At 53.9% G+C, this 24,909-nt stretch carries 18 protein-coding genes and 2 tRNA genes; 3 read left to right on the forward strand and 17 right to left on the reverse strand.

The window, feature by feature from the left end:
• On the reverse strand, positions 1-319 hold a 319-nt coding region (locus Q0336_RS00940), incomplete at its 3' end, for a carboxypeptidase-like regulatory domain-containing protein (RefSeq protein ID WP_298524456.1).
• Between the two features lie 775 nt (positions 320-1,094).
• Between Q0336_RS00940 and murF the strand changes: the two genes are divergently transcribed.
• The 3 genes from murF to trxA all read left to right on the forward strand — a co-directional run bounded on the left by murF (position 1,095) and on the right by trxA (position 7,171).
• A complete protein-coding gene (gene murF / locus Q0336_RS00945) occupies positions 1,095-2,417 on the forward strand; it encodes a UDP-N-acetylmuramoyl-tripeptide--D-alanyl-D-alanine ligase (protein ID WP_298524459.1) in 1,323 nt (440 codons plus the stop codon).
• A 707-nt stretch (positions 2,418-3,124) separates the two neighbouring features.
• Complete coding sequence (gene dnaE / locus Q0336_RS00950; RefSeq protein WP_298524462.1) at positions 3,125-6,814, forward strand: DNA polymerase III subunit alpha; 3,690 nt, start codon at positions 3,125-3,127, stop codon at positions 6,812-6,814.
• Between the two features lie 42 nt (positions 6,815-6,856).
• Positions 6,857-7,171, forward strand: a complete 315-nt coding sequence (gene trxA / locus Q0336_RS00955) for a thioredoxin (RefSeq protein WP_298524465.1) — start codon at positions 6,857-6,859, stop codon at positions 7,169-7,171.
• Between the two features lie 130 nt (positions 7,172-7,301).
• Here trxA and Q0336_RS00960 read toward each other — a convergent pair whose 3' ends face one another.
• The 16 genes from Q0336_RS00960 to Q0336_RS01035 all read right to left on the reverse strand — a co-directional run bounded on the left by Q0336_RS00960 (position 7,302) and on the right by Q0336_RS01035 (position 24,191).
• Entirely contained in the window at positions 7,302-8,351 is a 1,050-nt protein-coding gene (locus Q0336_RS00960; protein WP_298524467.1) for a GNAT family N-acetyltransferase, read from the reverse strand.
• Positions 8,329-9,252: a phosphatidylglycerol lysyltransferase domain-containing protein gene (locus Q0336_RS00965; protein WP_298524468.1), complete on the reverse strand. Its 924-nt coding sequence runs from the start codon at positions 9,250-9,252 to the stop codon at positions 8,329-8,331. Before Q0336_RS00965 ends, Q0336_RS00960 begins: the two co-directional genes overlap by 23 nt.
• A 315-nt stretch (positions 9,253-9,567) precedes the next feature.
• Complete coding sequence (locus Q0336_RS00970) at positions 9,568-10,059, reverse strand: threonine/serine exporter family protein (RefSeq protein WP_021666856.1); 492 nt, start codon at positions 10,057-10,059, stop codon at positions 9,568-9,570.
• Positions 10,060-10,086: 27 nt separating this feature from the next.
• The gene (locus tag Q0336_RS00975) at positions 10,087-10,914 is read right to left on the reverse strand and encodes a threonine/serine exporter family protein (protein ID WP_298524472.1); all 828 of its coding nucleotides are present in this window, start codon (positions 10,912-10,914) and stop codon (positions 10,087-10,089) included.
• 337 nt (positions 10,915-11,251) lie between these two features.
• Positions 11,252-11,323, reverse strand: a tRNA-Met gene (locus Q0336_RS00980).
• A 200-nt stretch (positions 11,324-11,523) separates the two neighbouring features.
• Positions 11,524-12,414 (reverse strand): FKBP-type peptidyl-prolyl cis-trans isomerase, encoded by an 891-nt coding sequence (locus tag Q0336_RS00985; RefSeq protein WP_298524475.1) that lies wholly within the window; start codon positions 12,412-12,414, stop codon positions 11,524-11,526.
• 42 nt (positions 12,415-12,456) lie between these two features.
• Complete coding sequence (locus Q0336_RS00990) at positions 12,457-13,260, reverse strand: FKBP-type peptidyl-prolyl cis-trans isomerase (protein WP_298524478.1); 804 nt, start codon at positions 13,258-13,260, stop codon at positions 12,457-12,459.
• A 5-nt stretch (positions 13,261-13,265) separates the two neighbouring features.
• A complete protein-coding gene (locus Q0336_RS00995) occupies positions 13,266-13,856 on the reverse strand; it encodes an FKBP-type peptidyl-prolyl cis-trans isomerase (protein ID WP_298524481.1) in 591 nt (196 codons plus the stop codon).
• A 373-nt stretch (positions 13,857-14,229) separates the two neighbouring features.
• On the reverse strand, positions 14,230-14,676 hold the full coding sequence (locus Q0336_RS01000; protein WP_298524484.1) for a copper resistance protein NlpE: 447 nt from the start codon (positions 14,674-14,676) through the stop codon (positions 14,230-14,232).
• A 127-nt stretch (positions 14,677-14,803) separates the two neighbouring features.
• Positions 14,804-16,750 carry an NAD(+) synthase gene (locus Q0336_RS01005; RefSeq protein ID WP_298524487.1) on the reverse strand — a complete coding sequence of 649 codons (1,947 nt, stop codon included), beginning with the start codon at positions 16,748-16,750 and terminating at the stop codon, positions 14,804-14,806.
• Positions 16,751-16,864: 114 nt separating this feature from the next.
• Entirely contained in the window at positions 16,865-17,548 is a 684-nt protein-coding gene (locus tag Q0336_RS01010; protein WP_298524490.1) for a MarC family protein, read from the reverse strand.
• Between the two features lie 93 nt (positions 17,549-17,641).
• A tRNA-Gly gene (locus tag Q0336_RS01015) sits at positions 17,642-17,714 on the reverse strand.
• 462 nt (positions 17,715-18,176) lie between these two features.
• Positions 18,177-18,545 (reverse strand): DUF2149 domain-containing protein, encoded by a 369-nt coding sequence (locus Q0336_RS01020; RefSeq protein ID WP_298524492.1) that lies wholly within the window; start codon positions 18,543-18,545, stop codon positions 18,177-18,179.
• A 4-nt stretch (positions 18,546-18,549) separates the two neighbouring features.
• A complete protein-coding gene (locus Q0336_RS01025) occupies positions 18,550-19,149 on the reverse strand; it encodes a MotA/TolQ/ExbB proton channel family protein (protein WP_298524495.1) in 600 nt (199 codons plus the stop codon).
• Between the two features lie 20 nt (positions 19,150-19,169).
• The gene (locus tag Q0336_RS01030) at positions 19,170-19,853 is read right to left on the reverse strand and encodes a hypothetical protein (RefSeq protein WP_298524498.1); all 684 of its coding nucleotides are present in this window, start codon (positions 19,851-19,853) and stop codon (positions 19,170-19,172) included.
• Between the two features lie 39 nt (positions 19,854-19,892).
• Positions 19,893-24,191, reverse strand: a complete 4,299-nt coding sequence (locus Q0336_RS01035) for a cobaltochelatase subunit CobN (protein ID WP_298524500.1) — start codon at positions 24,189-24,191, stop codon at positions 19,893-19,895.
• Between the last annotated feature and the right edge of the window lie 718 nt (positions 24,192-24,909).

The following is a 24,909-nucleotide window of genomic DNA, read 5'->3' on the forward strand; positions in this document are numbered from 1 at the left end:
CGACCCCTTGGATCTGGTTGTCTTCACTAGCGAGCTCGATCTTCAGCTCGGTCTGGTTACCGACAGGCACTTCCTTCTTCGCGTATCCAATAGAGGAGACGACGAGGACAGCACCTGCCTTGACGTTTTTCAAGGTAAACTTCCCGTTGATGTCGGTAGAAGCTCCTTGACCAGGCACACCCTTGACCAGAACCGAAGCCCCGATCACTGGCTCATGATTCGTGGCATCGAGGACGACCCCACTGATGCTCTTGCCCTGTGCCATCGCCGTAGCAACGCAAAGGAAGAGACTCATGAGAAGTAAAAGTACTTTCTTCATATTAAAAAATTAAAAGAATGGTATTTCCTCAACAAAGACCCACACAAGGCGTGTCATGTACCCTCTGTGAGGCCAAATGTTTTCAGGGGAGGAGATAAAGCCCCCTCTGCAGGATCAGCTTGAAGCAGAGCATCCGTGAAGGGGCTAGGAGTTTATTTTATCATATTGTGTTGTATTTGACCATGGGTAAGAGAGGATAGGCTGGTAGAGATGAGGCTGGGGGAGATATTTACACACACATTATGTACAGCTCACCTGGGCATCGCGTTTCTCGAGATGGCATACGATCGCTACTAGAGCGCAAAAACGAGGCATGAAGCCAATGTCTATCCATTACCGTTCCGAACAATCTTGACACAAAGGTACTAATTAAATTCTTTGGGAAACCTAACCTCTTATCTTGCTCTGAATTAATAAAATATTTTAGAAAATACCCTGCTATTTGTAGCCGTAGGTTCAAGCTATTTTTTGCTCCGCTTAAGATGAAATCTAAAGCCCTCTGCAAAGCAAGAAAAACCACTCTATTTTTCTTCGCCAGAAAAACCTACGGTAGGTCGCCCCACCGACCCACAGTAGGTCGTCGAGGCGACCCACAGTAGGTTTTATTTGCGACCTACCGTAGGTCGTCTTAGCCCCCTCCTCGAGATACCCTCCCCGAGTGAGGCAAGAGCCTCTATCCATGCGGTATAATAATAGGTATGTCGTACCTTTGTCCTCGGGCTCAAGTTCACCTGACTCTGGTGCCGAACTCCACTACCCTCTCCTTTGATGAACTATGACCACAATAGAAGACCTCTATAAGCTCTACCTCAGTCATCCTGTCGTAAGCACCGATACCCGCAAGCTCCCCGAGGGGTGCCTCTTCTTCGCCCTGCGTGGCGCAAACTTCGATGGGAATAAATATGCAGGTGCCGCCCTCGAGGCTGGAGCTGCCTATGCGATCATCGATGATCCCGACCAGCGTATCGACGAGCGCACCATCCTCGTACCCGATGCCCTCCAAGCTCTCCAGCTCCTAGCGGCACATCACCGCAGGACGCTTGGCCTGCCTGTGATCGCCATCACGGGGACCAACGGCAAGACGACCACCAAGGAGCTGACCGCTGCTGTCCTCTCCCAGAGCTATCGTCTACTCTACACCGAGGGCAATCTGAATAATCATATAGGAGTCCCCCTCACGCTCCTTCGGCTGACCTCGGAGCATCAGCTTGCCCTCATCGAGATGGGAGCAAGCAAACCGGGCGACATCGCTGAACTCTGTGCGATCGCCGACCCCAACTATGGCTTGATCACCAACATTGGGCAGGCGCACCTCGAAGGCTTCGGCTCCCTTGAGGGAGTTCGTCGCACCAAGGGGGAGCTTTACGACAGTGTCCGCTCCCGAGGAGGGATCCTCTTCTACCACGAAGGGGATGAAGTACTTCGTCAGATGAGCAAAGGCACGGAGCGCATCAGCTATGGGTCAAACCCAGAGGCCTACGTCCAAGGACTAGCTTCGCCCAGTATGGGCGAAAGCCTCTTCCTTCACTTCTCTTGGTCCTGCCCCATCCTCGAGATGAGCCCACGGGAGGTACAGACCCAGCTCGTCGGAGACTACAACCTCGCCAATGCACTCGCTGCTATCGCCATCGGGCTTTACTTCGATGTCCCCTCCGACAAGATCAACGAGGCACTTACCAGCTACTGCCCCAGCAATAGCCGCTCCCAGCTCATCCACTCCGAGCGAGGCAATCAGATCATCGCCGATGCCTACAATGCCAATCCCTCGAGCATGCGCACGGCACTCTCCAACTTCCTCTCTATTGAGCCCACGCAGCGCCCACGCATCGTCATCCTCGGCGACATGAATGAGCTCGGAACCTCCAGCCACGAGGCACACCAAGACCTCTACCAGAGCCTTATCTCCAGCACCACTCCCCCACTCGAGATCTACCTCTGTGGACCTCACTGGCAGGAGGAGCTAGGCGATCAAGTGCGGGTCTACCCAAATGTGGAGGAACTCATCACCCATATCGAAGCGCATCCCATCACCCAGAGTTTGATCCTCGTCAAGGGGTCAAATAGCATCCGTCTCGGTAAGCTACTCCCCTACCTCTAGCCCGCTCTCCTGAGTAGGCATACAAAGAAGAAGGTCACTCACCTGCCTTGATTAGGCTGTGTGAGTGACCTTCTTTATGAGGAGCCACGAGCGGATTAAGTGAAAACTCCGAAAAACAGGATTTGAGGACCTCGCCTCCTTTGTAATCTACTGTATCGCCCCAAGGCGAACACACACCGGAGTGTCTGTTGTAGCCCGCCATTGGAGGAGAGGGTTGTCTCGGTTTTCAACTATGTACGATGAGTTTCCCAATCGACAACGTGGCTCTGTTTTCTTATTTCTCTCTACTACAAAGATAAGGATTTATATTCTATAACAAATCATAGCATTTTCCCGTATATAAATACTTGAACCCTAGTGTCTCTTCGGGAATTATAAAATCAAGCCCTTAGAGATCCCCAAATAGAGCCTACGATGGGTCGGAAAAGAAACCTACGGTGGGTCGCCTTGACGACCTACCGTGGGTCGGTAAGACGACCCACAGTAGGTTTTTTCAGCGACCTACGGTAGGTCGCTTTTTGAGTACTCACACCGCTTACTTAAACGGGGTTATCAAGCTCTTAGGACGATCCCCATCAATTATTGAGCACCCGCACTACTTTTCACTCGTCCATCTGGGCGATTTGCCCTAACTTTGTCCGAGCATAAGGGGCGACCTCTCCGAGGCGAGCCCCTTCTTCGCCTCAGACTCTATTAGCTTCATCGATATGCAACCCTTCGTACACCTGCATGTACACTCTCAGTTCTCTCTCCTAGACGGTCAGGCCTCAGTCAAAGGCTTGGTAGACAAGGCCATCGGCGACGGGATGAGCGGCATCGCTCTGACGGACCACGGGGCCATGTTCGGCATCAAGGAATTCTTTGACTACGTAGCCAAGAAGAACGGCCCTATCCTCGGTGAGCGCAAGACGCTCAAGAAGAAGATCAAGGCTCTAGAAGAGCAAGAGAGTCGCAGCCCCGAAGAGGATGCTTCGCTCACCGAGCTACGGGAAGCCCTCCAAGCTGCTGAGGCTAAGCAACTCTTCAAGCCCATCCTCGGCTGTGAAGTCTACTGCGCACGACGCTCCAGACTACTCAAGGAAGCGAATGTGCCCAACCCCTATCGCCCCAACCAATCCATCGACAACAGCGGATGGCACCTTGTCCTGCTGGCCAAGAACCTCACGGGCTACAAGAACCTCATCAAGATGGTCTCCCGCTCTTGGATCGATGGCTACTATTACCGTCCTCGTATCGACAAGGAGCTCCTCGAGCAGCACCATGAGGGGATCATCGCTTCCTCGGCCTGCCTCGGGGGAGAGATCCCACAGCATATCATGCACGGCAATATCGAAGAGGCAGAGAAGAGCATCCTGTGGTTCAAGGAGCTCTTTGGGGAAGACTTCTACCTCGAGCTCCAGCGTCACAAGACGGATAACCCCTTGGGCAATCAGGAGACCTACGAGAAGCAGCAGCAAGTCAATGCTGTCCTCCTTGAGCTGGGCAAGAAGCACGATGTGAAGGTGATCGCCACCAACGATATTCACTTCCTCAACGAGGAGGATGCCGAAGCGCACGACCGTCTCATCTGCCTCAGCACGGGCAAGGATCTCAATGACCCCAAGCGCATGCGCTACAGCAAGCAGGAATGGATGAAGACAACCTCAGAGATGAACGAGCTCTTCGCCGATGTCCCCGAGGTCCTCTCCACGACGCAGGAGATCTGTGACAAGGTCGAGATCTACAGCATTGAGCACGACCCACTGATGCCTGACTTCCCCATCCCCGAAGAGTTTGCTACCGCCGATGACTACCTGCGCCATCTGACCTACGAAGGTGCTCGCCGTAAGTATGGCGAAGAGGGGATCACCGAGGAGGTACGTGAGCGCATTGACTTCGAGCTCAGCACCATCTCGGGCATGGGCTTCCCTGGATACTTCCTCATCGTGCAGGACTTCATCGCTGCGGCTCGCAATATGGGGGTCTTCGTAGGGCCTGGTCGTGGATCGGCTGCAGGCTCTGCCGTGGCTTATTGCCTCAACATTACGGACATTGACCCCATCCGCTACGACTTACTTTTCGAGCGTTTCCTCAACCCCGACCGTATCTCCATGCCCGATATCGACGTGGACTTCGACGATGATGGTCGTGCCGATGTACTGCATTGGGTCACGGAGAAATATGGGTACGAACGTGTAGCACATATCGTCACCTACGGCACCATGGCCGCCAAGAGCGCCATCAAGGACGTAGCACGTGTACAGCGCCTTCCCCTCTCTGAGAGCGACCGCCTCACCAAGCTCATCCCCGACAAGATCCCCGATGTCAAGAATGTCTCTATCAAGGCAGCCATCGAGCACGTCCCCGAGTTGAAGCAGGCTTCTCTTAGTCCTGATCCACTCCTGCATGATACGCTGAAGTACGCTCAGATGCTGGAGGGCAATATCCGTAGTACTGGTGTCCACGCCTGTGGGATCATCATCGGGAAGATGGACATCAGTGATGTCGTCCCCTTGAGCACCGCTGAAGACAAGGCTACGGGCGAAAGCATGCTGGTGACGCAGTATGAAGGCTCGGTCATCGAGTCTACGGGGCTCATCAAGATGGACTTCCTTGGCCTAAAGACCCTCTCTGTGATCAAGGAGGCGCTACTCAATATCAAGAAGAGCCGAGGTATAGAGATCGACATCGACCGCATCCCCATCGACGACGAGACGACTTACCGCCTCTACGCCGAAGGGAAGACTGTCGGGACCTTCCAGTTCGAATCGGCTGGGATGCAGAAGTACCTCCGTGAGCTCCAGCCCACGACCTTCGAGGACCTCATTGCGATGAATGCCCTCTATCGTCCAGGGCCTATGGACTACATCCCAGACTTCATCGATCGTAAGCATGGCCGTAAGCCCATCACTTACGACCTAGAGTGCATGGAGCGCTACCTCAAGGATACCTACGGCATCACCGTCTATCAGGAGCAGGTGATGCTTCTCTCCCGTGAGATCGCAGACTTCACCCGAGGCGAATCGGATGGACTGCGTAAGGCCATGGGTAAGAAGCTCGCCGACAAGATGGCGGAGCTGAAGGTAAAGTTCCTCGCTGGTGGGAAGAAGAAGGGATATAATGAGGAGATCCTAGAGAAGATCTGGGCCGACTGGGCGAAGTTCGCCAGCTATGCCTTCAATAAGAGCCACGCTACTTGCTACAGCTGGGTCGCCTATCAGACGGCTTACCTCAAAGCAAACTATCCTGCCGAATACATGGCAGGAGCTCTGAGTCGCAATCTCAGTAATATCACTGAGATCATCAAGCTCATGGACGAATGTCGTACGATGGGCATCCGAGTGCTCAATCCCGATGTCAATGAGTCCGACTTCAAGTTCTCCGTCAATCAGGAAGGGAACATTCGCTTCGGGCTCAATGCGATTAAGGGCGTAGCGAGCTCTGCCGTCGAAGCGATCATCCAAGAGCGTGAGACGCACGGAGCATTCAAGGATGTCTATGACTTCTTCGAGCGAGTGCCGATGTCGGTCATCAATAGGAAGACGCTGGAAAGCCTTGTCTTCTCGGGAAGCTTCGATAGCTTTGGTCATCCCAGAGAGCTCTACACGACGGCGATGGATGCAGGGAACGATGATACCTTCCTCAATGCCCTCATCCGCTATGGTCAGGTCATCCAGACCGAGCAGAGTCTCAATGAGTCTTCTCTCTTTGGTGGCGACGAAGAAGCCCTGCAGCTCCCCCGCCCTACTCCTCCTAGCTTCGTCAACGAACTCTCTGATCTGGAGCGTCTCAATCGGGAACGAGAACTTGTCGGGCTCTACCTATCGGGCAATCCACTTGATCCCTACCGAGTCATCCTCGAATGTTATTGCCCAACCAACGCTCTGGCGATGAACGATCTCAACGCGATTGGCGAAGGGCGACAAGTATCCTTCGGAGGAATGGTCTCCAAAGTCTTCCTCGGCACAACGAAGCGAGGCGATCCCTATGCACGTATCACGATCGAAGACACGACAGGTTCCTTCGATCTTGCCCTCTTCAGCTCGAGCTACGTGAATAACTCACAGTTCTGCCAGAAGGGACTCTTCATCTTCGTGCAAGGTGTTGTCCAGAAGCGTCGCTATGGCGATGAGCTCGAACTCAGTGTCCAGCGTATCGACCTTCTCTCCGAAGTCGTCGACAATCTCATCTCCGCCGTCCATCTAGAGATCGATGTGCGCACGGTCAATGATGAAGTAATCGGCGAACTGAGCTCGCTGATCAAGAACAATACCGGATCTGCCGTGTTATCTATCAAAATCACGGACGGTACGGGGCGCAATGATGTGCTGCTCTCTTATGATGATCATCCTATCGTGCCCAGCCCAGTGTTGCTCGACTTCTGTCGACAATACGGCATCCAGATGTCAGTAAAGTAATACAAGTAATACCTAATATCAACTAAAAGAAAGGAAACAGTCATGGCACTAGAAATCAACAGCCAGAACTTTGACTCGCTCGTCGCTGGCGACAAACCCGTAGTCGTAGACTTTTGGGCCACTTGGTGCGGTCCCTGCCAGATGGTAGGTCCCTTCATCGAAGAGCTTGCACAGGAGTACGAAGGCAAGGTAGTCATCGGGAAGTGCGATGTCGACCAGGACAATGATCTCCCAGGTCGCTTCAGCGTACGCAACATCCCCACCATCCTCTTCATCAAGGGCGGCCAGGTCGTCAAGAAGATGGTCGGTGCTCAAAGTAAGAGTGACCTGAAGAAGGCTATCGAAGAACTCCTCTAAGCCGAAGAGGATACTTCAGCATAAACAGAAAGGGCTGTATCACACTGCGGTGTGGTACAGCCCTTTTCTTTTGGACTTGGTCTGCCTTCTGAAGGATAATTGCAGGGAAAGTGCAGGCAGTTCGGGAAGGCTAATAAGGATCTTCAAAGAGCAAGCGCATGGAGCAAGCAAGCGGCCTGCCTAAAGCGTCGGAGAGCGCAGCTATTAGTTCGGCGGACGAAAGGCTTTTCTTCGGAGCGCTTTTACCTTCTTCGTCTCGGGGAAGACGCTCTACTTGCCCTGCCGAGACGAGGTAGTCGCCATCGTTCTCTGGGAAGAGTTCGTCCCGATACGTAAAGGAAAGCTCCAGCTCGGGGTAATACTTCGCCAGCGCTTGCAAATAGCGTGGCACGTCAAGAATACGCATCATCCCCCGAGCCTCAAGTCTCCCGCCTTCGTTTGGTCTAAGGAGATAGGTCAGAGGTAGCGAAGAAGGGCCTGCGATCTGGTCTAGAAGCTCCCTGCGCACCTGCTTGATCCCGTAAAGCGCTTGTACAAGGAGCTCCGATTCTCCCTTCACAAGGAAGAGCGCCCCATCGATGAGGCCCGACTCGGTGCGATGGATCTGGAGGGAAAGGCCTGCTTCTTGCTCGAAGTCTTCCGTGATGACTTCCCAGAAAGCTCGGCTATGCAGCAGGCTCGGTGTTTGCTGTGACGCTTCGACCTCAAGGAGATAGTCCACGAGCGAAGCTGCAGCGACGGCGGGATCTTCTTCACGAAGGGCATCTTCCTGCCTTCTGCTCCGAGCCCGATTCACTACAGTCGCATAGCCTCCAACTGAAGTGTAGTAGCGAAATAGCCAATCTTCGGCGGGAAGGAGCACGGAGGCGACATCGCCTCGAGCCTTCTCCCGTCGGAGCGCTTGGTGAAGGAGCGGGCGCATGATCCCTTTGCCCCGATCGTCGGGATGGGTACAAACGGCCACCACATAGCCTAGCGGCAAGGTTTCTTCCCCGAGAGAAAGCGCCATCTGGGGGAACTGCAGGTGCCCGACGGCTTTACTCCCGTCGTACGCTAAGAGCACATCCTCCTCCCGATACACGAGGGAGAAGTAGCGATCCAAGAATTCGTCCGAGTCGCCGAAGCATAATTGCCACAGCCGACGAGCATCTTCGCCTTTAGTTCTCCTTGTCTGGGTCATGGCGCAGCACGGCGGCGATCTTCGGAAGGATTGTTTCGGGCTTGTAGGATAGCTTGGCTTTGCGCAAGCCTTCCAGTCCGAGGTCTTCCTCCCTATTGACATAAACGTACTGCTCTGGGATGGTCGAGGCGAAGAGCTTATTGATCATGGTGTACGAACCGTCATAATCTCGGTTGGCCTTCTCAATATGTACGCCGAAGGTCGTCTCGTTGATCGGCGAGCCCAGCGTGAAGGCCACGACCTGACCAGCTACACGCAGGATCCCGCCCGATAGTCCGAGCTCGTCGAAGTGGTCGAAGAGTCGCTGGATGACTTCTTGTTCTTTGTCCTCGCCTTCCTCCGTTCCGTGCTGGCGGAGCCATTCCTGTTCGACGGCCAAGCATTCAGCGCAGTCGCCCTTCGTTATAGGTTCGTAGCTGTAGTCAGGATAGAGCTTCTCGAACTTATTGATATGGTTGCGCTTGGACTGAAGGGATTTACCCGAAAGGCTTACTAAACGTTCTCTCAGGTAAATGTAGTCGGCATTGCCTTCATCTTCGAGGAAGGTGAAGGCACCAGGAGAGACCGCCTCGAGGTGCTCACGGCACTGCGGCGTGATGCCCATGATCACCAGGGGATAGTTCCCAAGTTCGGCCTCGGCCTTCAGTCGATCCAGCGAAGCATCGACGCAACCTCCACCCCGCATGATGGGGATCAGGTAAGCGGGATGCGAACGGGTAGGCGACGTGAAGCGAATAAACAGCGTGTCGTCGGCAATGGCATAGCACGTCTCGTACTTGACAGCCCAGCCGAATAGGTTCGCAAAGGCCAAGTCACATATCCGTGAATGGCTCTGGAGCGTGAAGGAAGTGACCTCTTCTCTTGAGGAAGGAAGGATCGGTTTGAAGTCTAATGGATCCATTGGATTTTATAGCGTGGGACCACCGCTGAAGGAGGCTCTGCAGCCGGCTTTCTGACGGTGGTCCCAAATGTTATATTACTTTCGGTCGAATGTTATATTACTTTCGTCGGAATGTTATATTACTTTTCGCCGAATGTTATATTACTTTCGAAGCGAACTTCAGGTACTTCGCCTGGGAAGTAATATAACAACCCGAGCAAAGTACCTGAAGTTCGGATGGGAAGCCCTGTTAGTTCCCCCGAGCAGTGTGCTTAGTTCGGGAGGGAAGTCCTTGTACTTCCCAGAGGAAGTGCCTTCAGAAGCCTCGCCTTCTCCCTACTTCGCCTCCCCACGCGTCATGCGGAAGGAGACCTTATAGCACATAAATAGCGGAATGGCTACCCCCACGCCGAGGGCAAACATCGTCAAAAGCGCCGTGATCATATTCGAAATAATCCCTGGCAGATACTGCTCTTGCGCCACTTCCTGCGTCGACTCCATGAAGCGAATCATGCCCAGGATCGAGCGATATGCGAATTGGCCCGGGATCATCGGCAGGAGAGCGGGGAAGGCAAAGACTTCGATCGGGTAGCGAGCATGGTAGGCAAAGCCCACGGCGATAAAGCCAGCGAAGACCGAAGCTAAGAAGGTGGCGATGGCGATATTCATCCCCGCATAGGTCATCAGCGAGAAGCGCAGCGCATTCCCCAAGAAAGCGATGATCGGGACGTATCGGAAGGCGGCCTTCGAAGGATTGCCGACAGCGGCGAAACCTAGGGCAGCGATGGCAGCAAAAAAGCCCTTTTCGAGAATAAGCACAAAGTCCATACGGTAGGAAGATATTAGGAAAAGGGACTAGAGAAGCGACAGACCAAGCGACATCAGCGAGAAGCTCAGCCCCACGGTGATGCTCACGACGATCATCACCGCCGTCAGCAGGCGGGAGATCCCATTGAGGACGTAGCCGTCGAGTACGTCCATCATCCCGTTGATGAAGGGTACTCCGGGGATGAGGTACAGGACACTGGCGCTGAGAGCAACCTTGGGATACTCCTCGTAACCTAGTTTTGCCCCGACGCCTACGATGAACGACGCCACGAGCGCCGAGAGTACCACCGTCAGATAGTGGTAAGCGTGCCGGCGATTCAGCTCTTGGCGAAGGAGGAACCCGCAGAACGTCCCGAGGAATACAAAGAGTCCCGAGACGAGATCACCGCCGAAGAGCAGGCAGAAGGCCATATTCGCCTGGCTGATGAGATAGAGCACCAGCCAGCGATTCATCGGCGGAGTGTTGATGATCTTCTGGAAGCGCTCTTCGAGTTCTTCGAGGCTGGGATGGTGGTCGTAGGTGTACCAGGAGAGACGACTGAGTTCGGCGTTGAAGAAGAAATTGAGCGGGCCGTGGCGATGCTGGAGCATTCCCGAGACAGGATGCGGATCCAGCGGGCGGTACGAATGCTTCCCGTCGCCGAGGACAGGAGTAAGCGTCATGGTCATATTCCGCTGGAAGGTCATGATCGTCGGCTCGTAGCCATAGGCATGAGCGATACGGGTGGTATTGACTACGATACGATTGGTTTGCACCCCGACGCTGGTCTGCGTCGTAGCATAGCGTAGCAGGAAGTCAAGTAAATGCTCCTTGTCGATATCCTCACGTAAGGGACAGGGTTTGGATTGGGCCATAAGCTTCGTTTGGCTTGTAAAGATGTAGGTAGAGTAAGTGTAGCGAGAGAAGTACCTCCACTGAGTTCGGGTCTGCTGCCAAAGGAAGTTCCGCTAAGTCCATCAGTCACTTCCCCCAGCTCAGCGATAAGCCAGAGCAAAACTAATGAAAAGCTAGACTCCCGCAAGCATCAGCCCTGACGAGGTCTGTAGCTTATTTGACCGAATTAAGCGGCAAGCAAGAAGAGCCCCTGCAGCTAATCCGATTAAGAACTTTGTATTCAGCGGAGCAACAAAAGAGCCTCCACTGTGATCCAGAGGAGGCTCAGGTATCAGTATGAGGCACTGATTTCTCTTGTTGCGGAGGCAGGATTCGAACCTACGACCTTTGGGTTATGAGCCCAACGAGCTGCCACTGCTCCACTCCGCGCTATCTTTTTGCACTGCAAAGGTAGTACTTTTTTCTTTACCTACAAACTTTAGGAATATCCAGCACCAAATACAAGGATTTTCCAATCTCAAATAAGCCCCAACAAAGCACCTAATGTTCCTCCATAAAGCAAGAGCGACTACCCCTTCCGTAAGGGATAGTCGCTCTGTGATCTAATGTAGAGATCTGCTCGGGAGAGCTTAGTTCTGAGCAGCAGCTTCAGCAGGTACGATCTTTACGAGTTCAATTTCGAAGATGAGCGTGCTGAAAGGAGCGATCTTCTCACCAGCGAAGCGAGCGCCATAAGCAAGTTCCTGAGGGATGACAACCTTAACCTTCTCACCGACCTTCATCAGCTGAAGCATTTCCGTCCAGCCCTTGATCACCTGATCAACACGGAATTCTGCGGGCTTACCCTTAGATTCGTCAAAGACCGTGTCATCGATGAGCTTACCGACATAGTTCACCTGGACCATATCCGTAGCCTTAGGAGTCTCACCATTACCTTCCTTGAGGACCTGATAAGCAAGACCAGAAGCCGTGGTCTTCACGCCAGCCTGCTTCTTGTAGTTCGCTACGAATTCAGCGCCCTTCTTCTTGTTCTCACCATACTGCTCTTCCATCTGCTTCTGCATTTCCTCTTCGTACTTTGCACGTTCCTGCTCCTGCTTCTTTTCGTAGTAAGCCTGAGTGATTGCGTTGAGGCTATCGGACTGAGCTGCACGAGCTGCAGAGTCGAGGCTAAGAGCCTTCTTGAAGCCAGCGAGGAAGACAGCCTTCTTCAGCGTAGAGTCATCCTTAAAGCGCATAGCAGCCTGGACACCCTGCATCTGACCGACGTAGTACCAAAGCTTGGTCGTGTCGCTATTGAAGCCTTCTTCAAAGCCCTTGAAGAAGAGAGCTGAATCGACATTCTCACCCTGAGCCTTAGCTCCCTGGATGGCATTGATAAGCTCGTTAGCGTTGCCAAAACCAACAGCATAGGATACGCTGTCAGCATTGTCCTTGAGGTTAGCAGAGCCACTCTTAGAGCAAGAGTAGATACCGAGAGCCATGGCTGAAGCAGCCAGGATCATTGAGATCTTTTTCATCTTTCGTTTAGATACTGGATTGATTGGATATTATTTCTGTTGTTATTTCTTTCGCTTGGCAGGCTTCCGTCCCTTAGCAGAGGGAGCGACCTTCTCTGGAGCAGAGGAAGCTTCTTCCTTCACCTCAGGCTTGGGCTCTTGGTAAGGACGTACATCAAGAAGCTCAACCTCAAAGAAGAGTGGGGCTCCTGGAGGGATGACACCATTGACCCCACGATCACCGTAGGCAAGGGCTGCAGGGATGAGGAACTCATACTTCGAACCCTTGGTCATAAGGCAGATACCTTCGGTCCAACCTGCGATAACCTGAGAGAGAGGGAAGACAGCTGGCTCACCACGCTTGATGGAGCTATCAAATTCCTTCCCATCGGCTAGTCTTCCCGCATAGTGCACGACGACCGTATCTTGAGCTGTAGGACGCTCATCCTGTGCTGCACGGAGCACACGATACATCAGGCCGCTCTCGGTAGACTTCACTCCCTCACGCCCCTTGTAGGCTGCGATGACGGAGTCTGCCACAGCAGCACGACGCTGTGCATCCTGAGCTCGGAGCTCTGAGGCATAAGCTTGGAAGATCGACTGAGCTTCGGAGGCACTGATCTTGAGGCGCTCGCCGAGGAAAGCATCGCTAAAGCCAGAGAGGATCTGCTTACGGCTGAGGCTATCCCCTGGCATCTTCGAGACGACCTCGGAGAAAGCACCACTATTGAGTACTCCAAAAGCATAGGCTACCGAATCCTGACGACTCGCTAGGGCAGACTGCTGCACATGAAGCTTCTTAGAGCACGAGGTCGTAGCTAGAGCCAAACCCAGCGCTAAGACAAGCGAACTAGATACCTTATTCATGTAGGCTACTTACCGACGATGTCGATGAGCTCAATGATGAAGATGAGCGTACTTCCTGGCTGGATCATTTCTCCTGCGCCACGGTCACCATAGGCAAGATCCGAAGGAATCGTGACCTTCCACTTGGAGCCTACGGGCATGAGCTGAAGGATCTCCGTCCAACCCTTAATAACGCCTTGTAGAGGGAACTTTGCCGTCTGACCACGATCCATCGAGCTATCGAAGACCTGACCATTGATGAGCGTACCGTGGTAGTGGCACTCTACGGTATCGGTGAGCTGAGGCTTAGCCCCGTCGCCCATCTTGATGACCTCATACTGCAGGCCACTAGGCAGGGTCACAACCCCAGTCTTATGGCCATTGATCTTGAGGAACTCCTCACCAGCAGCCTTGTTCTGCTCGACAGCCTTGCGACGAACTTCTTGGAAATAATCGTTGATGACGACCTTGGCCTCATCATACGTCATACGAGGCTCTGCCTCCTGAAGGACATCACGTACTCCTGCGAGGAAATCCTCGAGACTGATCTCATCGAAGCCCGAAGCTCGGAAGTTCTGGCCGATACTTAGCCCTAGGGCGTAGCTTACTTTATTCATTTACGTTGCTTAAGTTCTTAGTACAGAGCTTACCTCATGTTGACTATTCGTCTGGGAGTAAGCCCCTCTGCCTAGCTTAGGCATATCAAGGGACAAAGTTAGTCAATTTTACATCGTTACAAAGCAGGGATGAGGCAAGCGAGAGCAAAGTAAAACCCAAAGCTCCACAACACCATATATACAAGAGAGGACAGCGCTCTATATCTCCGTGCCAGCACCACCTCCAGAGCAATGATCACATCACTATCAGAAGAAGCCCCCACCCTACTAGGGCTGCTATAAAGAGGCAGGGGCTACGCCCGTACAGCTTGCGCTATCGGCATAGCCCCTGAGGGTAAATCCCCGCACAAGGAGGCAGGGTATCGTGGATGAGTTACTTCTTTGCGAGGTCGTACTGGGCAGCGAGCTCACCTTCGGGGAGCTGCTTGGTCGTCTGGTCGAGCAGCGTGATCTTACCTTCACCGACCTTGTAGTAGGTCTCAAGGTTAGACGAAGGAGTGATGAGCGTCAGCATGCCATCAGCTTCGAGCTTGTACGTCCCGTTCTCATCGACAGGCTCAACACCAGCCTTAGTGAACTCTTCGTGCTTGCTGTACGTACCATCAGCGTTGAGGACGATCGTCGTCTTCACTGATCCGTCAGCGCCTGGGATCGTACCTTCGTAGGTACCCAGAGCTGCTTCGTTAGCTACAGCAGGAGTTTCTACCACTGCTGCTACAGAATCCTGATTCAGGCTATCGCTCTGCGAAGCCTCCGTGTTACCTTGGCAAGAGGCAAGAGCCAGTGCCAGTACTGCGAATGAAACAAATACTTTCTTCATAATCGTACTAATGTATTTAGTGGCTCTCCCGTCTAGCGGTCTTCTCCATGAAGCCCCCAGCGGGTAACAAGCCGGCTACAAATGTACAAAAAAATCAATCCGATACTACTCCTCTAAAAATAGTCTTCTAATCCTCCTCAGAGAGTGCATCTACAGCGGCGAGCCAAGCCGTAGAAGACACGTCGCTCGGCATGCGCCAGTAGCCTCTGGGAGAGAGGCTCACGCTCGTGACCTTCGGTCCATCGGGGAGGCAATTACGCTTGTACTGCTGAGCGAAGAAGCGGCGGTAGAATTCGCGTAACCAGCGCTTGATGACCTTCGCTTCGTACTTGCCTTCGAAGGCCACCTTAGCCAGATAGAAGACCTTCTGAGGATCGTACCCGTAACCGAGGAAATTGTAGAGGAAGAAGTCATGCAGCTCATAGGGCCCTACGAGATCTTCAGTCTTCTGAGCGATACCTCCAGTCTCATCGGTAGATTTCAGTTCGGGAGAGATAGGAGTATCGACGATCGCACGGAGCACTTCGGAGAGTTCGACACCGAACTTCTCGATCTCAGCGAGGCGGGAGACGATGATCTGTACCGCCGTCTTAGGCACACCTGCATTGACCGAATACATTGACATGTGATCGCCGTTGTACGTACACCACCCCAGAGCCAGCTCCGAGAGGTCTCCCGTACCGATGACGGGAGCGTTGTACTTGTTGGCTAGGTCCATGAGGATCTGTGTACGCTCACGAGCCTGTGCATTCTCATAGACGACATCCTGCACCTTCGGATCATGGCCGATAGCTGCGAAGTGCTGGAGACAAGCATCCGTAATATCGATGGTGAGCGAAGTAACCCCGAGGAGCTCCATCAGCTTGAGGGCATTATCCTTAGTCTGGTTGCTCGTCCCAAGGCCAGGCATCGTCACCCCGATAATCCCCTCACGTGGGAGTCCTAGTGCGTCGAAGGTAGCGACGGTGACCAGCAAAGCTAGCGTCGAATCCAGCCCCCCAGAGATCCCAATGACAGCGTGGCGAGCTCCGATGAAGCGTAGACGCTGGGATAGGCCACACACCTGGATCTCGAACATCTCTTCGGCACGCTCATCTCGCTTACGGCTTAGGGGGAGGAAGGGATTCTGATCGATCTTACGATCCACGTCGTGCGACTCCTCGTGCGTACGGAGCGTGAAGGGGATCTCCGTGAGAAGACCTCGCTCGGTGTGGTCGACCACAGAGTCATTGAAGCTATTCGTCATCGTGCGGTCATTGATGATGCGCATCACATCAATATCGCTGATGATCAGTCGCTCTTCGTAGACGAAGCGAGAGGTTTCGACGAGAATCTTCCCTACCTCGGCGATGAAGGCCTTCCCTGTGAAGACAGTATCCGTTGAGCTCTCACCATAGCCTGCGGAGGCATAGACGTAGCCACAGAGGTTCTGCGAAGAGAGACCGCTAATGAGGGAGCGTAGGTAGGTATTCTTCCCTGCTAGCTCATTGCTCGCAGAGAGGTTGAAGATGATCTGTGCGCCGTAGAGGGCTAGGCGTGTCCCTGGGGTATAGGGAGTCCACATATCTTCGCAGATCTCGATCCCAACGGCTAGCTTACCAGCACGGAAGAGGAGATTGTGACCAATGGGCACACGGAAGCGGCCGATCTGTACGTGAGCCAGCTGAAGGTCTCGAGCAGCTGCGAACCAGCGAGCTTCTTGGAACTCTCGGTAGTTCGGCAGATAAGTCTTAGGGATAGCGCCAAGGATCTGACCCGACTGCAGGACGACAGCAGCATTGAAGAGCTGTGACTCGATGCGTATGGGCATCCCCACGATGATGAGCACCGAGGTGTGTGCCGTGCGCTCTGCTAGATCCAGCAGGGCAGCCTCGGCCTGATCGTTGAGGAAGGAGCGTAGGAAAAGGTCTCCACACGTGTAGCCCGTGATAGAGAGCTCTGGGAAGGTGATGATCTCTACACCCTTGGCCTCAGCCTCGAGGATCTGAGCTTCGATACGGCTGACATTATAGGCACAGTCTGCGACCCGCACGAAGGGGACGGCAGCTGCCACCTTGACAAATCCATACTTCATATTATTCTCTTTTAAATCTAAACCGTTAGTGATGTATATAGAGCAGATATGCGTACACTTCTCTTATTCAGTCAGTGCACGCATATCTCCGTAGAGGGGAGGAGAGCGGGCAAGCTATTGGCTGAGGGCTGCCACACCATGCTGCACCATGGCGATGACATCGATCAGATTCTTGGTGATAAACTTCACCGAGATTGCCAGTAGTACGACCCCAAAGAACTTGCGTAGGATGTAGACCCCGTTCTTGCCGAGGATACGGTCGAGGATCGACACGTAGCGCAGGACGAGGTAGACGAGGACCATATTGAAGACGATACTCAGCGCGAGGTTGATCATAGCGATCCCTGCCGAGCGGAGCGTCAGGAGCGTCGTGAAGGAAGCTGCCCCTGCGAAAAGGGGGAAGACCAGCGGAACGAAGGTCGTATTGCCACTCGAGTCATCCTCAGACTTGAAGATCTCGATCCCGAAGATCATCTCGACAGCCATCACGAAGAGCACAATACCCCCAGCGACACCGAAGGTAGATATATCTGCACCAAACGAACCTAAGAGCGACTCTCCCACCAGCAGGAAGGCCAGCAGGATGATCCCCGAATAGATACCGACCTGCGAGGACTGGTAGGTCTTACCCTTAGACTTGAGCGAGAGGATGATGGGGATAGCTCCGATGATGTCGATCGTAACGAAAAGCGTGAAGAACGCTTTGTAGAGCTCGTTGAAGCTAAACAGGGTGAACTCATGCCCTATCGCCGAAGCGATCTGACCAAAGTCAATCCCTAGCAGTGGGGTGGTCATCATTGAAGGAAACGAAACTTTAGAAGTAGTGTATGTGGGAAATAGCGAGGGGATATCCCTCTCTTCAAGAAGAGAAGAATACCCCCTCACGTGGTGAGCGGTAGGCGAGGCTCGAACTCGTGACCCTCAGCTTGGGAAGCTGATGCTCTACCAACTGAGCTACTACCGCAGGGTTGAGACACCCCCCTTGAGGGGTTTTCTTGGTCGCAAAGATAAGGAGAAGTTTTGATTCTGCAATAGGTGCAAGCCCCTCGCCTTCCGCTGGGAGGGCAAGAGGCTTACAGCTATTTATCCTTAGGCTTCAGACCTACACTCCTGAGCCTCGATGAGGCTCATTCATATATAAATGTATTAGGGAGACTACCCCTTTAGCCGGTCATGACCGAGAGAAGCGTCTGCACTAAGCTCGAAGGGTATATCTTCCCCCTTTCGGAGCAGGCTCTCGAAAGGGTAAAAAAACGACCCACGGTAGGTCGCTCTTAAAACCTACTGTGGGTCGTCTCACCGACCTACCGTGGGTCGCAAGGACGACCTACAGTAGGTTCCATTTAGAGGCTACTGAGGGGCTATATCTATGCGGTCTATCTAGACGCAAGATATAGCCCCTCAGACTAGGCTTTCGCTCAGCAGATCACTGCTTCGGAGTATCGGGGAGGGCTTCCTCTGGGACGTAGTAGACCTGACCGTCCTCCATCTCGTAGGCTACGCCGACACGGCGACCACGGGAGCTGGACTGATCCGTCTTATCCTTCGAGGGTGTATAGCGCTCGATCTTACCGCCCTTCTTCGTAATGATCTCCATGTTCTCCTTCCCAGGATTCTTCACCACGGAGAAGTCCTCTTGGGTGAAGACCTCGGTCATGTTCATATTCATCACCATCGCTACCATGAGCGAGACGGCGAAGACCATAGCGACATCGAAGAGGTTGACGACGACCGTCAGCGGATCGGTATCTTCGCCCTGCATGAGGCGATTGGGGCGACGAGGTTTGCGTGCCATAGTTCTAGGCCTTAGGCTGTTCGAGCAGAAGCGATGAGATATACTCCAGCAGAGCTACATCCTTGGAGTACCAGCGCTGCTTGTACTGCATCGTGATGAGCCCGACGAGGCTGATCACCAGACCAACGACCGTCGTAGCGAAGACCACCTGCATGTTATACGCCATCGCCCCGATATCCCCCGAGGAGAGCCCCACGAGTGCAGGACTCATCGAGATAAGCGTCCCCACGAGCCCGAGGACAGGACCGATCTTCGTCAGAAGTTTGGAGAGGGTAAGATCCTTCTCACAGATACTCTCATAGCTACTGAGCTGATAGTTCACATAGTCTTCGGTCAGCCCTTCACGTGTCAAGAGATCAGCGAGGTGATCGACGAAGGGAGAGCGGTTCGTCTTGGGTAGACGCTCCAGGAGCTCCGAGAGATTGTCCGAGCGCAGTAGACGTGTGTCCCCAAGGAGCTGGGTGAGCCGACGGCGCTGCATGAAGCTATTGTAGAAGCTCCCGACGAGGATCAGCGACCGAATGAAGAGCAGGATGAGGAAGAGAATGTCTGGGATGAGCAGACTGTTGGAGATGACAAAGAGAATCTTAGAGATCTGATCCATGGATGCGGATGATGTATGTATTACTTAGATCTGAGTGAGCGACGGATGCGTGGAGCGAAATAGCCGAAGACGAAGCACAGGAGGGCAATGAGGCCAGTGAGTGCTAGCCCTTGCCACTGAATGGGGCTCTTCTCGGGAGCAGTGCGTATCGTCTCATCCACCGAAGCGATGAGGCCGAGAATGAAGACGAAGAGCTCGACGAGGAAGAGCACCTCCAGACGAAGCTCCTCCTCGGGCAGGAGGAAGCGCAGGAGATAGACCAGTCCAAGCACAAGCAGCAGTGTCCCGAGAGCAAGCAGGAGGGAGACGACCCCGAAGTCCACCCCTGGGAGGGCAAAGATCAGGGTAGACTGTAGGTAGAAGAGTACAGGGAAGAGTAAGACCCCAGGATATAGCCTCAGCAGGAAGGTCATGATCTGTCCCCTCTTTGTCCGAGCTCGGCTCAGACGAGAGAAGCTATAGCCTACCACCAGAGCGACATCCAGCGAGATGAAGATCGCTGCATACTCTCGCAGCGAGCGGTCAGCGATATAGGCGGCTAGTCCTGTCTTCGTCTGCTCGATCGCATAGGGATAGGTCAAGTAGACGAAGACAGAGGCTAGTAAGCCGAAGAGTAGCGGGAGGATCCAGCCTCGCTCAAAGGTCAGACGCAGTGCTGTCCCAAGAGCGACAAAGAGCATGAGGATCTGTACTACTAGTTCCATCAGTTAGGAGGGATAGGAGCTGAGTGAGGCGAAGCTCTATTAGGCTTGATCACGGCGACGCTTGATGCGAAGCACGACGAGCAGGGCCACGAAGAGGACGGCGACACCACCGACGACCCAGAGGCTGCTGAAGCTCTTCGTCACAGAGCCCGCTGCATCAGAGACGGTCTCCTTCTTCATGACCATCCCATTCTTAGCATCCACATTACCTGAAGCCGAGCCTTCGTCGAGCTGCTTCATAGAGGTCTGATACTGGCGAGCAGCATCGGAGGAGACATGCTTAGAGATGAAGTCACGGAGCTTCTTATTATCAGCAGACATACCAGCACCCGAAGGTCCATACTTAGCGACGATCTCTGTGTGGCGCTGGGCAAGAGTAGCGACCTGCTCTGCCGAAGCCTTCCACATCCCCTTGCGGACGGTCTCGAGCATCACGGCCGTGATCTCCTCCATCGCTGCGGGGCTCTTCCCCTCGAAGGCCTTAGCGACACCGAGGTTGTTCACGTCTCGGATATACATGTCATAGAGTTGATCCCACAGCTCCTTATCGATGACTTCTGGCTTCATGACATTCCAGCCATAGGTATTGGTGACGATCTCCGTGATACCTGCCACGCTGGTAGCTCCACCCGAGAGGACCTCACGGACATACTCGGGATTGAGCACGGTAGCACGACTCTCTACACCGATGGCCTCCTTGAGATCCTGCATCCGCATATTGCTATGATTGCGGTAGTCGGCTAGATAAGTATCGGGATCCTTCCCCGTGACTTGACGCACGGAGAGCGTCAGGCCGCCCATGAACTCATACACGTGGTCGAGGCTCAGAGCACCCCAGGTATTATTCTGACGGGGCTGTACGACGACATCAGTATTCTTGAGGGCAGCACGGAAGAGGGGCTTGACGAAGCGTCCCCAGTCCTCCTGCTTGCCGGTGTAGGCTGCACCCATATTATTGAGGTAAACATCAGCGATCTCTCGCTCCGTCTCCCACTTATCGCCAGCGGTGACCATCTCCTGAATGCCCGTACCATACATACCGTTGATCCCCCCGAAGATGCGCACGTTGGCTAGCTCACGAGCTTCCTTGGGTGAAAGGCCTTGCTCTACGAGCTCTCGCTCAGTAGCCACAGAGCCCTCTGCGACGAAGTTCGCCTGATCCTCCTTACCGAGGGACGCTACTAATTCGACAGCCTTAGTGATAAGTGCTAGACGGGAAGCAGCAAGGTCTCGGAACTGGCCCGAGGTCTGGATGACGACATCGATACGGGGACGACCCAACTCCGAAGTAGGAATAAGACGAACATCCTCTACCGTACCGAACTGGCTACGCACAGGCTCTACCCCGAGCATATAGAGCACTTGAGCGATAGTCACCCCTTCGGTCTCGACGAACTCACTACTCCAGAAGGTGTAGCTCACCTTCGTCGGGTACTTCCCGTGCTGCTCCTTGTAGGCTCGGAGCGTCTGCTGTGCTAGCTGTACCCCTTGACTCCAGGCACGCTGTGAGGGAGTACTCTCAGCACGTACGGAGTAGAGGTTGCGTCCCGTGGGGACAGCTCGAGGGTTGGCCACAGCATCTCCCCCTGGTGAGGGAGCGGTGAATCCACCATTGAGCGCATTGATGATGGCATCGAGCTCTAGGCGGGGACTATTCTGTAGGGCATCCCGATAGTTGATGACGTTGAGGATGGCATGCTCCAGTTCCGTGATTGCTTCGGCTTCTTCCTTTTCCTTCTTAGAGGGCTCTGGTGCATCTCCCGACTTAGCAGAAGGATGTCCCCCTGCCTTCTTATCCGAAGGGGTCTCCCCACGCATCTGCTCCAGACGAGTAGGCTTGCGGGTAGGCTTATCGTGAGAGGCTACTTCGGGCTTCTTAGGCTCTGCACTCTTGGCATCAGCACCCTTAGCCTTAGAGCCCATCATCGATGCCATCATCCCGCCTCGGCTCTTCGGAGCATTCAGCTCTCGAGCTCGGGCAAGCTGTGCCTGAGTGATCCCACCATAGGTGAGGACAAGGCTCTCACTGACGGAGCCCGAGGCAAGGATACTGCGCACGAGCTGCTGGGCAGGATGGAGATAAGACTTGTAGAAGCGATGCTTATTGCTCGTATTGTCTAGGGGTTCGGCAGCGTGCAGACGATCCAGACGAGCCTTAGCGTAGGCAATGGGATCGGCGCTCATGGCGACGACCGTCGATGCTACCTTCTGCGGAGTGTAAGCTACCCCCGTGGTATAGAGCTGACCGTTGATCTTCTCCGAAGCGATCTCTTCGGCGAAGTTATCGATACGCTCTACTTCCTTGTCGGTGTAGGGCTTGGTAAGGATGGAGTCTAGACGCAGCTCACGATGGATACCAAGACCTACGGCGAGCTTCTTCACTTGTAGGCTCTGTGCATCCTTCTCCCGTGCATCTCTCAGGTCGTAATACTTCTCGATCGCCTGCTGGAGATCGGTGAAGGTATGGCGGGTCTTGCTCTCATCGAAGGCAGGCGTGATATAGGAAATGAGGCTGGCATACGAACGGCGCTTTGCCATCATGCTCTCCCCTACATTGCCTATCGTATAGTAGTAGAAGTGTGGCAGGGGAGCTACAAGAGCTTCGCCCCAGTCACTCGCACTAAGAGCCACCTGCTTCTGCGGGGTGAACTCTAGGCTACCATGCGTACCGAAGTGCATGAGGGCATCAGCCTGGAAGGTATGTCTTGCCCAGAGATAGGCAGCGACATAGGGGTAAGGGGGAGGTGAGCCCGCCCCATGGACGATGGCGAAGTCATCGCTACCGATACCCGCTATGGGCTGAGGAAGGATCACCACATTGCCATACTGAATACGGGTCGTAGCCAGCTCAGGAGCACCCGACTTAGAGCTACGCACCATATAAGCACCTGGGCTGGTGCCGTACTGATCTGTGAGCTCCTTGATCTGCTTGGGTGTCAGATCGCGCTGGAGCCATTCGTCGAAGACCTGCTTACTCGTCCAAGCGGGATTCCCCGTCTTGAGGTACTGCTCCATCTGCCCACCCGAGATGGACTGGATGATGGGACCTTCGCGCATGATCTGTGCTTCGAAGGTCTTCTCGTCTGCGGGAAGTCCCGTGAGGTCATAGCCCTCGGAGCGAAGGCGTAGGAGCAAGTTGTAGAGCGATGGGACGACCTCAAGGCCCTGCGCCGTGAGTGCCGACTGACCAGGACCCTTGAAGTAGTAGATGGCTAGACGCTTCTGGCTATTGGGTTTGGTCTGCAGGGAGAGGAAGCGCTGGACGAGCTCCGTGAGCTTCTGGAGACGCTCGGGGATCGCCTTGAGGACATAGAGTCCATCGGCATTCTTCTCCTCGACGGTGAGCAAGTAGGGATAGATAGCGCCGTCCAGCTCAGGTACACCGATAGTCTGGGAGAGGAAGCTCCCCATCATCCCCTGCGGATCATTCTCCCACTCCTCTTGGCTCGTCATGAGCGTCAGCGGAGCGATGACGGGGATATTCCGCTCTCTCAGGTAAGAGACCACCTGATCTCCCCCCATCATCGAGATGCGTCCGTGAGGGAAGTGGATGATGAGGTCGGGCGAGACCTCCTTGATGAAGCGAAGACGATCGGCGAAGGAAGCGACGGGATAGACATTGAGCCCCACACGCTCGAGGCTGGTGATGAGGCTGTCCAGATTCTGCTTGTTCCCGCTGAAGGGGTCATTAAGACCTCCGATGAGAAGCACCTTCTTTGCTCCCTCGTGATAGTAGCCCATCTTCTTGAGGTAAGCCTCATAGTCGGCGAGCTTCTCGAAGGCGACATTCTCATCCAGATGATAGTAGACATTGGTCGAACTAGGAGCTACAGAGTCTGGCTCGGGAGCGAACCAGCTCTTCCCATCGATATACTTACGAATGTAGAGCGAGAGGGAGCGGTAGTTCTTCTTATTCCCATTCTCTAGGTACTCGGTGATGCGCTGATCTTGGTGCTCGTCGAGGGAAGAGATCTTGTTCTCCTCTGTAGTAGCATAGAGGACTTTGATCTTGACTCCTTTCTTGCCAAGCTCTTGGACACGAGCTCGCTCCTCTTCGTTCCACTTCAAGCCCATCCCGAAGGTGAGCACGCAGTCGTAGTCGTCGAACTTGTCGATCTCCGACTGCTTGAGTTCGTCGTAGCGCACGTGCTTGCTCCCGTTGGAGAGGATGATCCCCGAGGACTGATAGCCGGGGAAGTTCACCAGAGCAATACGGGTCGTGGAGCCATAATGACCCCAAGCAAAGTAGCCGATGAGGGCGATTAAGACGAGGGCGATCCCCCCGAGAAGGAAGCGTCTCTGACGGCTACTTCGGGGGGTATGATGCTTATCACTCATAAGTAATAGGTGTAGATTGATCTTATCTCTTGCGCTCTAAGATCTCCATAGGGAGAATTGCAAGCAAAGATACAGCCATCACCTTGCTGTATAAATACCTAAGAATGGGGATATAACGCTCTACCAATAGCCTAATTATAGGTAGAGCCTCCATGATTGACCGATGACTCCATATATAATAGTGGAGTCTCCCCCACTCTTCTTCTGCCCGAGATCTTCCCCTTGATGCGCCGAGCGAAGGGCACTCCCACTCCCCCACTCCGAACAACCCTTTTTGAAGGGGCTACTCCCCTTGATGCCAGCCCCCTCCACAGCCCGCTTTGCGAGGCCTCCACAAAAGGGGGAGAAAAAAACCTACGGTAGGTCGCACTTGCGACCCACGGTAGGTCGGTCAAGCGACCCACAGTAGGTTTTAAGAGCGACCTACCGTGGGTTGCTTTTTGCCCCCTCCAGAGAGCCCATTTCAGAGGGGTGAGAGGAGCAGTTTCAAAGGAATAGCTACCTTCAAGGCAAAGATCCCATCTTCCCCGAGGGAAAGTATTAGCCTTCAGAAGACAAACGCAGACAATCACCCCGCTTACGGGGAATATCAACACAGCATACGCCCCAGCCTATGAAATGCCTCTTGATGCTCCTCTTCCTCCTTCTCTTTTCCTTTGGGCAATCGGTTGATGCCCAAAGGAGAAAGAAGCCCCTAGACTCCCTACCCGACACGGTC

The sequence above is a fragment of the uncultured Porphyromonas sp. genome, assembly GCF_938039215.1.
Classification (GTDB): domain Bacteria; phylum Bacteroidota; class Bacteroidia; order Bacteroidales; family Porphyromonadaceae; genus Porphyromonas.

What these genes read in the sequence shown, in the direction of transcription:
- trxA (WP_298524465.1), top strand. Translation starts at nt 6,857, where the DNA reads ATGGCACTAGAAATCAACAGCCAGAACTTTGACTCGCTCGTCGCTGGC.
- Q0336_RS01005 (WP_298524487.1), bottom strand. Translation starts at nt 16,750, where the DNA reads ATGAAGTATGGATTTGTCAAGGTGGCAGCTGCCGTCCCCTTCGTGCGG.
- Q0336_RS01035 (WP_298524500.1), bottom strand. Translation starts at nt 24,191, where the DNA reads ATGAGTGATAAGCATCATACCCCCCGAAGTAGCCGTCAGAGACGCTTC.
- Q0336_RS00960 (WP_298524467.1), bottom strand. Translation starts at nt 8,351, where the DNA reads ATGACCCAGACAAGGAGAACTAAAGGCGAAGATGCTCGTCGGCTGTGG.
- Q0336_RS01000 (WP_298524484.1), bottom strand. Translation starts at nt 14,676, where the DNA reads ATGAAGAAAGTATTTGTTTCATTCGCAGTACTGGCACTGGCTCTTGCC.
- Q0336_RS00985 (WP_298524475.1), bottom strand. Translation starts at nt 12,414, where the DNA reads ATGAAAAAGATCTCAATGATCCTGGCTGCTTCAGCCATGGCTCTCGGT.
- Q0336_RS00970 (WP_021666856.1), bottom strand. Translation starts at nt 10,059, where the DNA reads ATGGACTTTGTGCTTATTCTCGAAAAGGGCTTTTTTGCTGCCATCGCT.
- Q0336_RS00975 (WP_298524472.1), bottom strand. Translation starts at nt 10,914, where the DNA reads ATGGCCCAATCCAAACCCTGTCCCTTACGTGAGGATATCGACAAGGAG.
- Q0336_RS01020 (WP_298524492.1), bottom strand. Translation starts at nt 18,545, where the DNA reads ATGGCACGCAAACCTCGTCGCCCCAATCGCCTCATGCAGGGCGAAGAT.
- Q0336_RS00995 (WP_298524481.1), bottom strand. Translation starts at nt 13,856, where the DNA reads ATGAATAAAGTAAGCTACGCCCTAGGGCTAAGTATCGGCCAGAACTTC.
- Q0336_RS00965 (WP_298524468.1), bottom strand. Translation starts at nt 9,252, where the DNA reads ATGGATCCATTAGACTTCAAACCGATCCTTCCTTCCTCAAGAGAAGAG.
- Q0336_RS01010 (WP_298524490.1), bottom strand. Translation starts at nt 17,548, where the DNA reads ATGATGACCACCCCACTGCTAGGGATTGACTTTGGTCAGATCGCTTCG.
- murF (WP_298524459.1), top strand. Translation starts at nt 1,095, where the DNA reads ATGACCACAATAGAAGACCTCTATAAGCTCTACCTCAGTCATCCTGTC.
- Q0336_RS00990 (WP_298524478.1), bottom strand. Translation starts at nt 13,260, where the DNA reads ATGAATAAGGTATCTAGTTCGCTTGTCTTAGCGCTGGGTTTGGCTCTA.
- Q0336_RS01025 (WP_298524495.1), bottom strand. Translation starts at nt 19,149, where the DNA reads ATGGATCAGATCTCTAAGATTCTCTTTGTCATCTCCAACAGTCTGCTC.
- Q0336_RS01030 (WP_298524498.1), bottom strand. Translation starts at nt 19,853, where the DNA reads ATGGAACTAGTAGTACAGATCCTCATGCTCTTTGTCGCTCTTGGGACA.
- dnaE (WP_298524462.1), top strand. Translation starts at nt 3,125, where the DNA reads ATGCAACCCTTCGTACACCTGCATGTACACTCTCAGTTCTCTCTCCTA.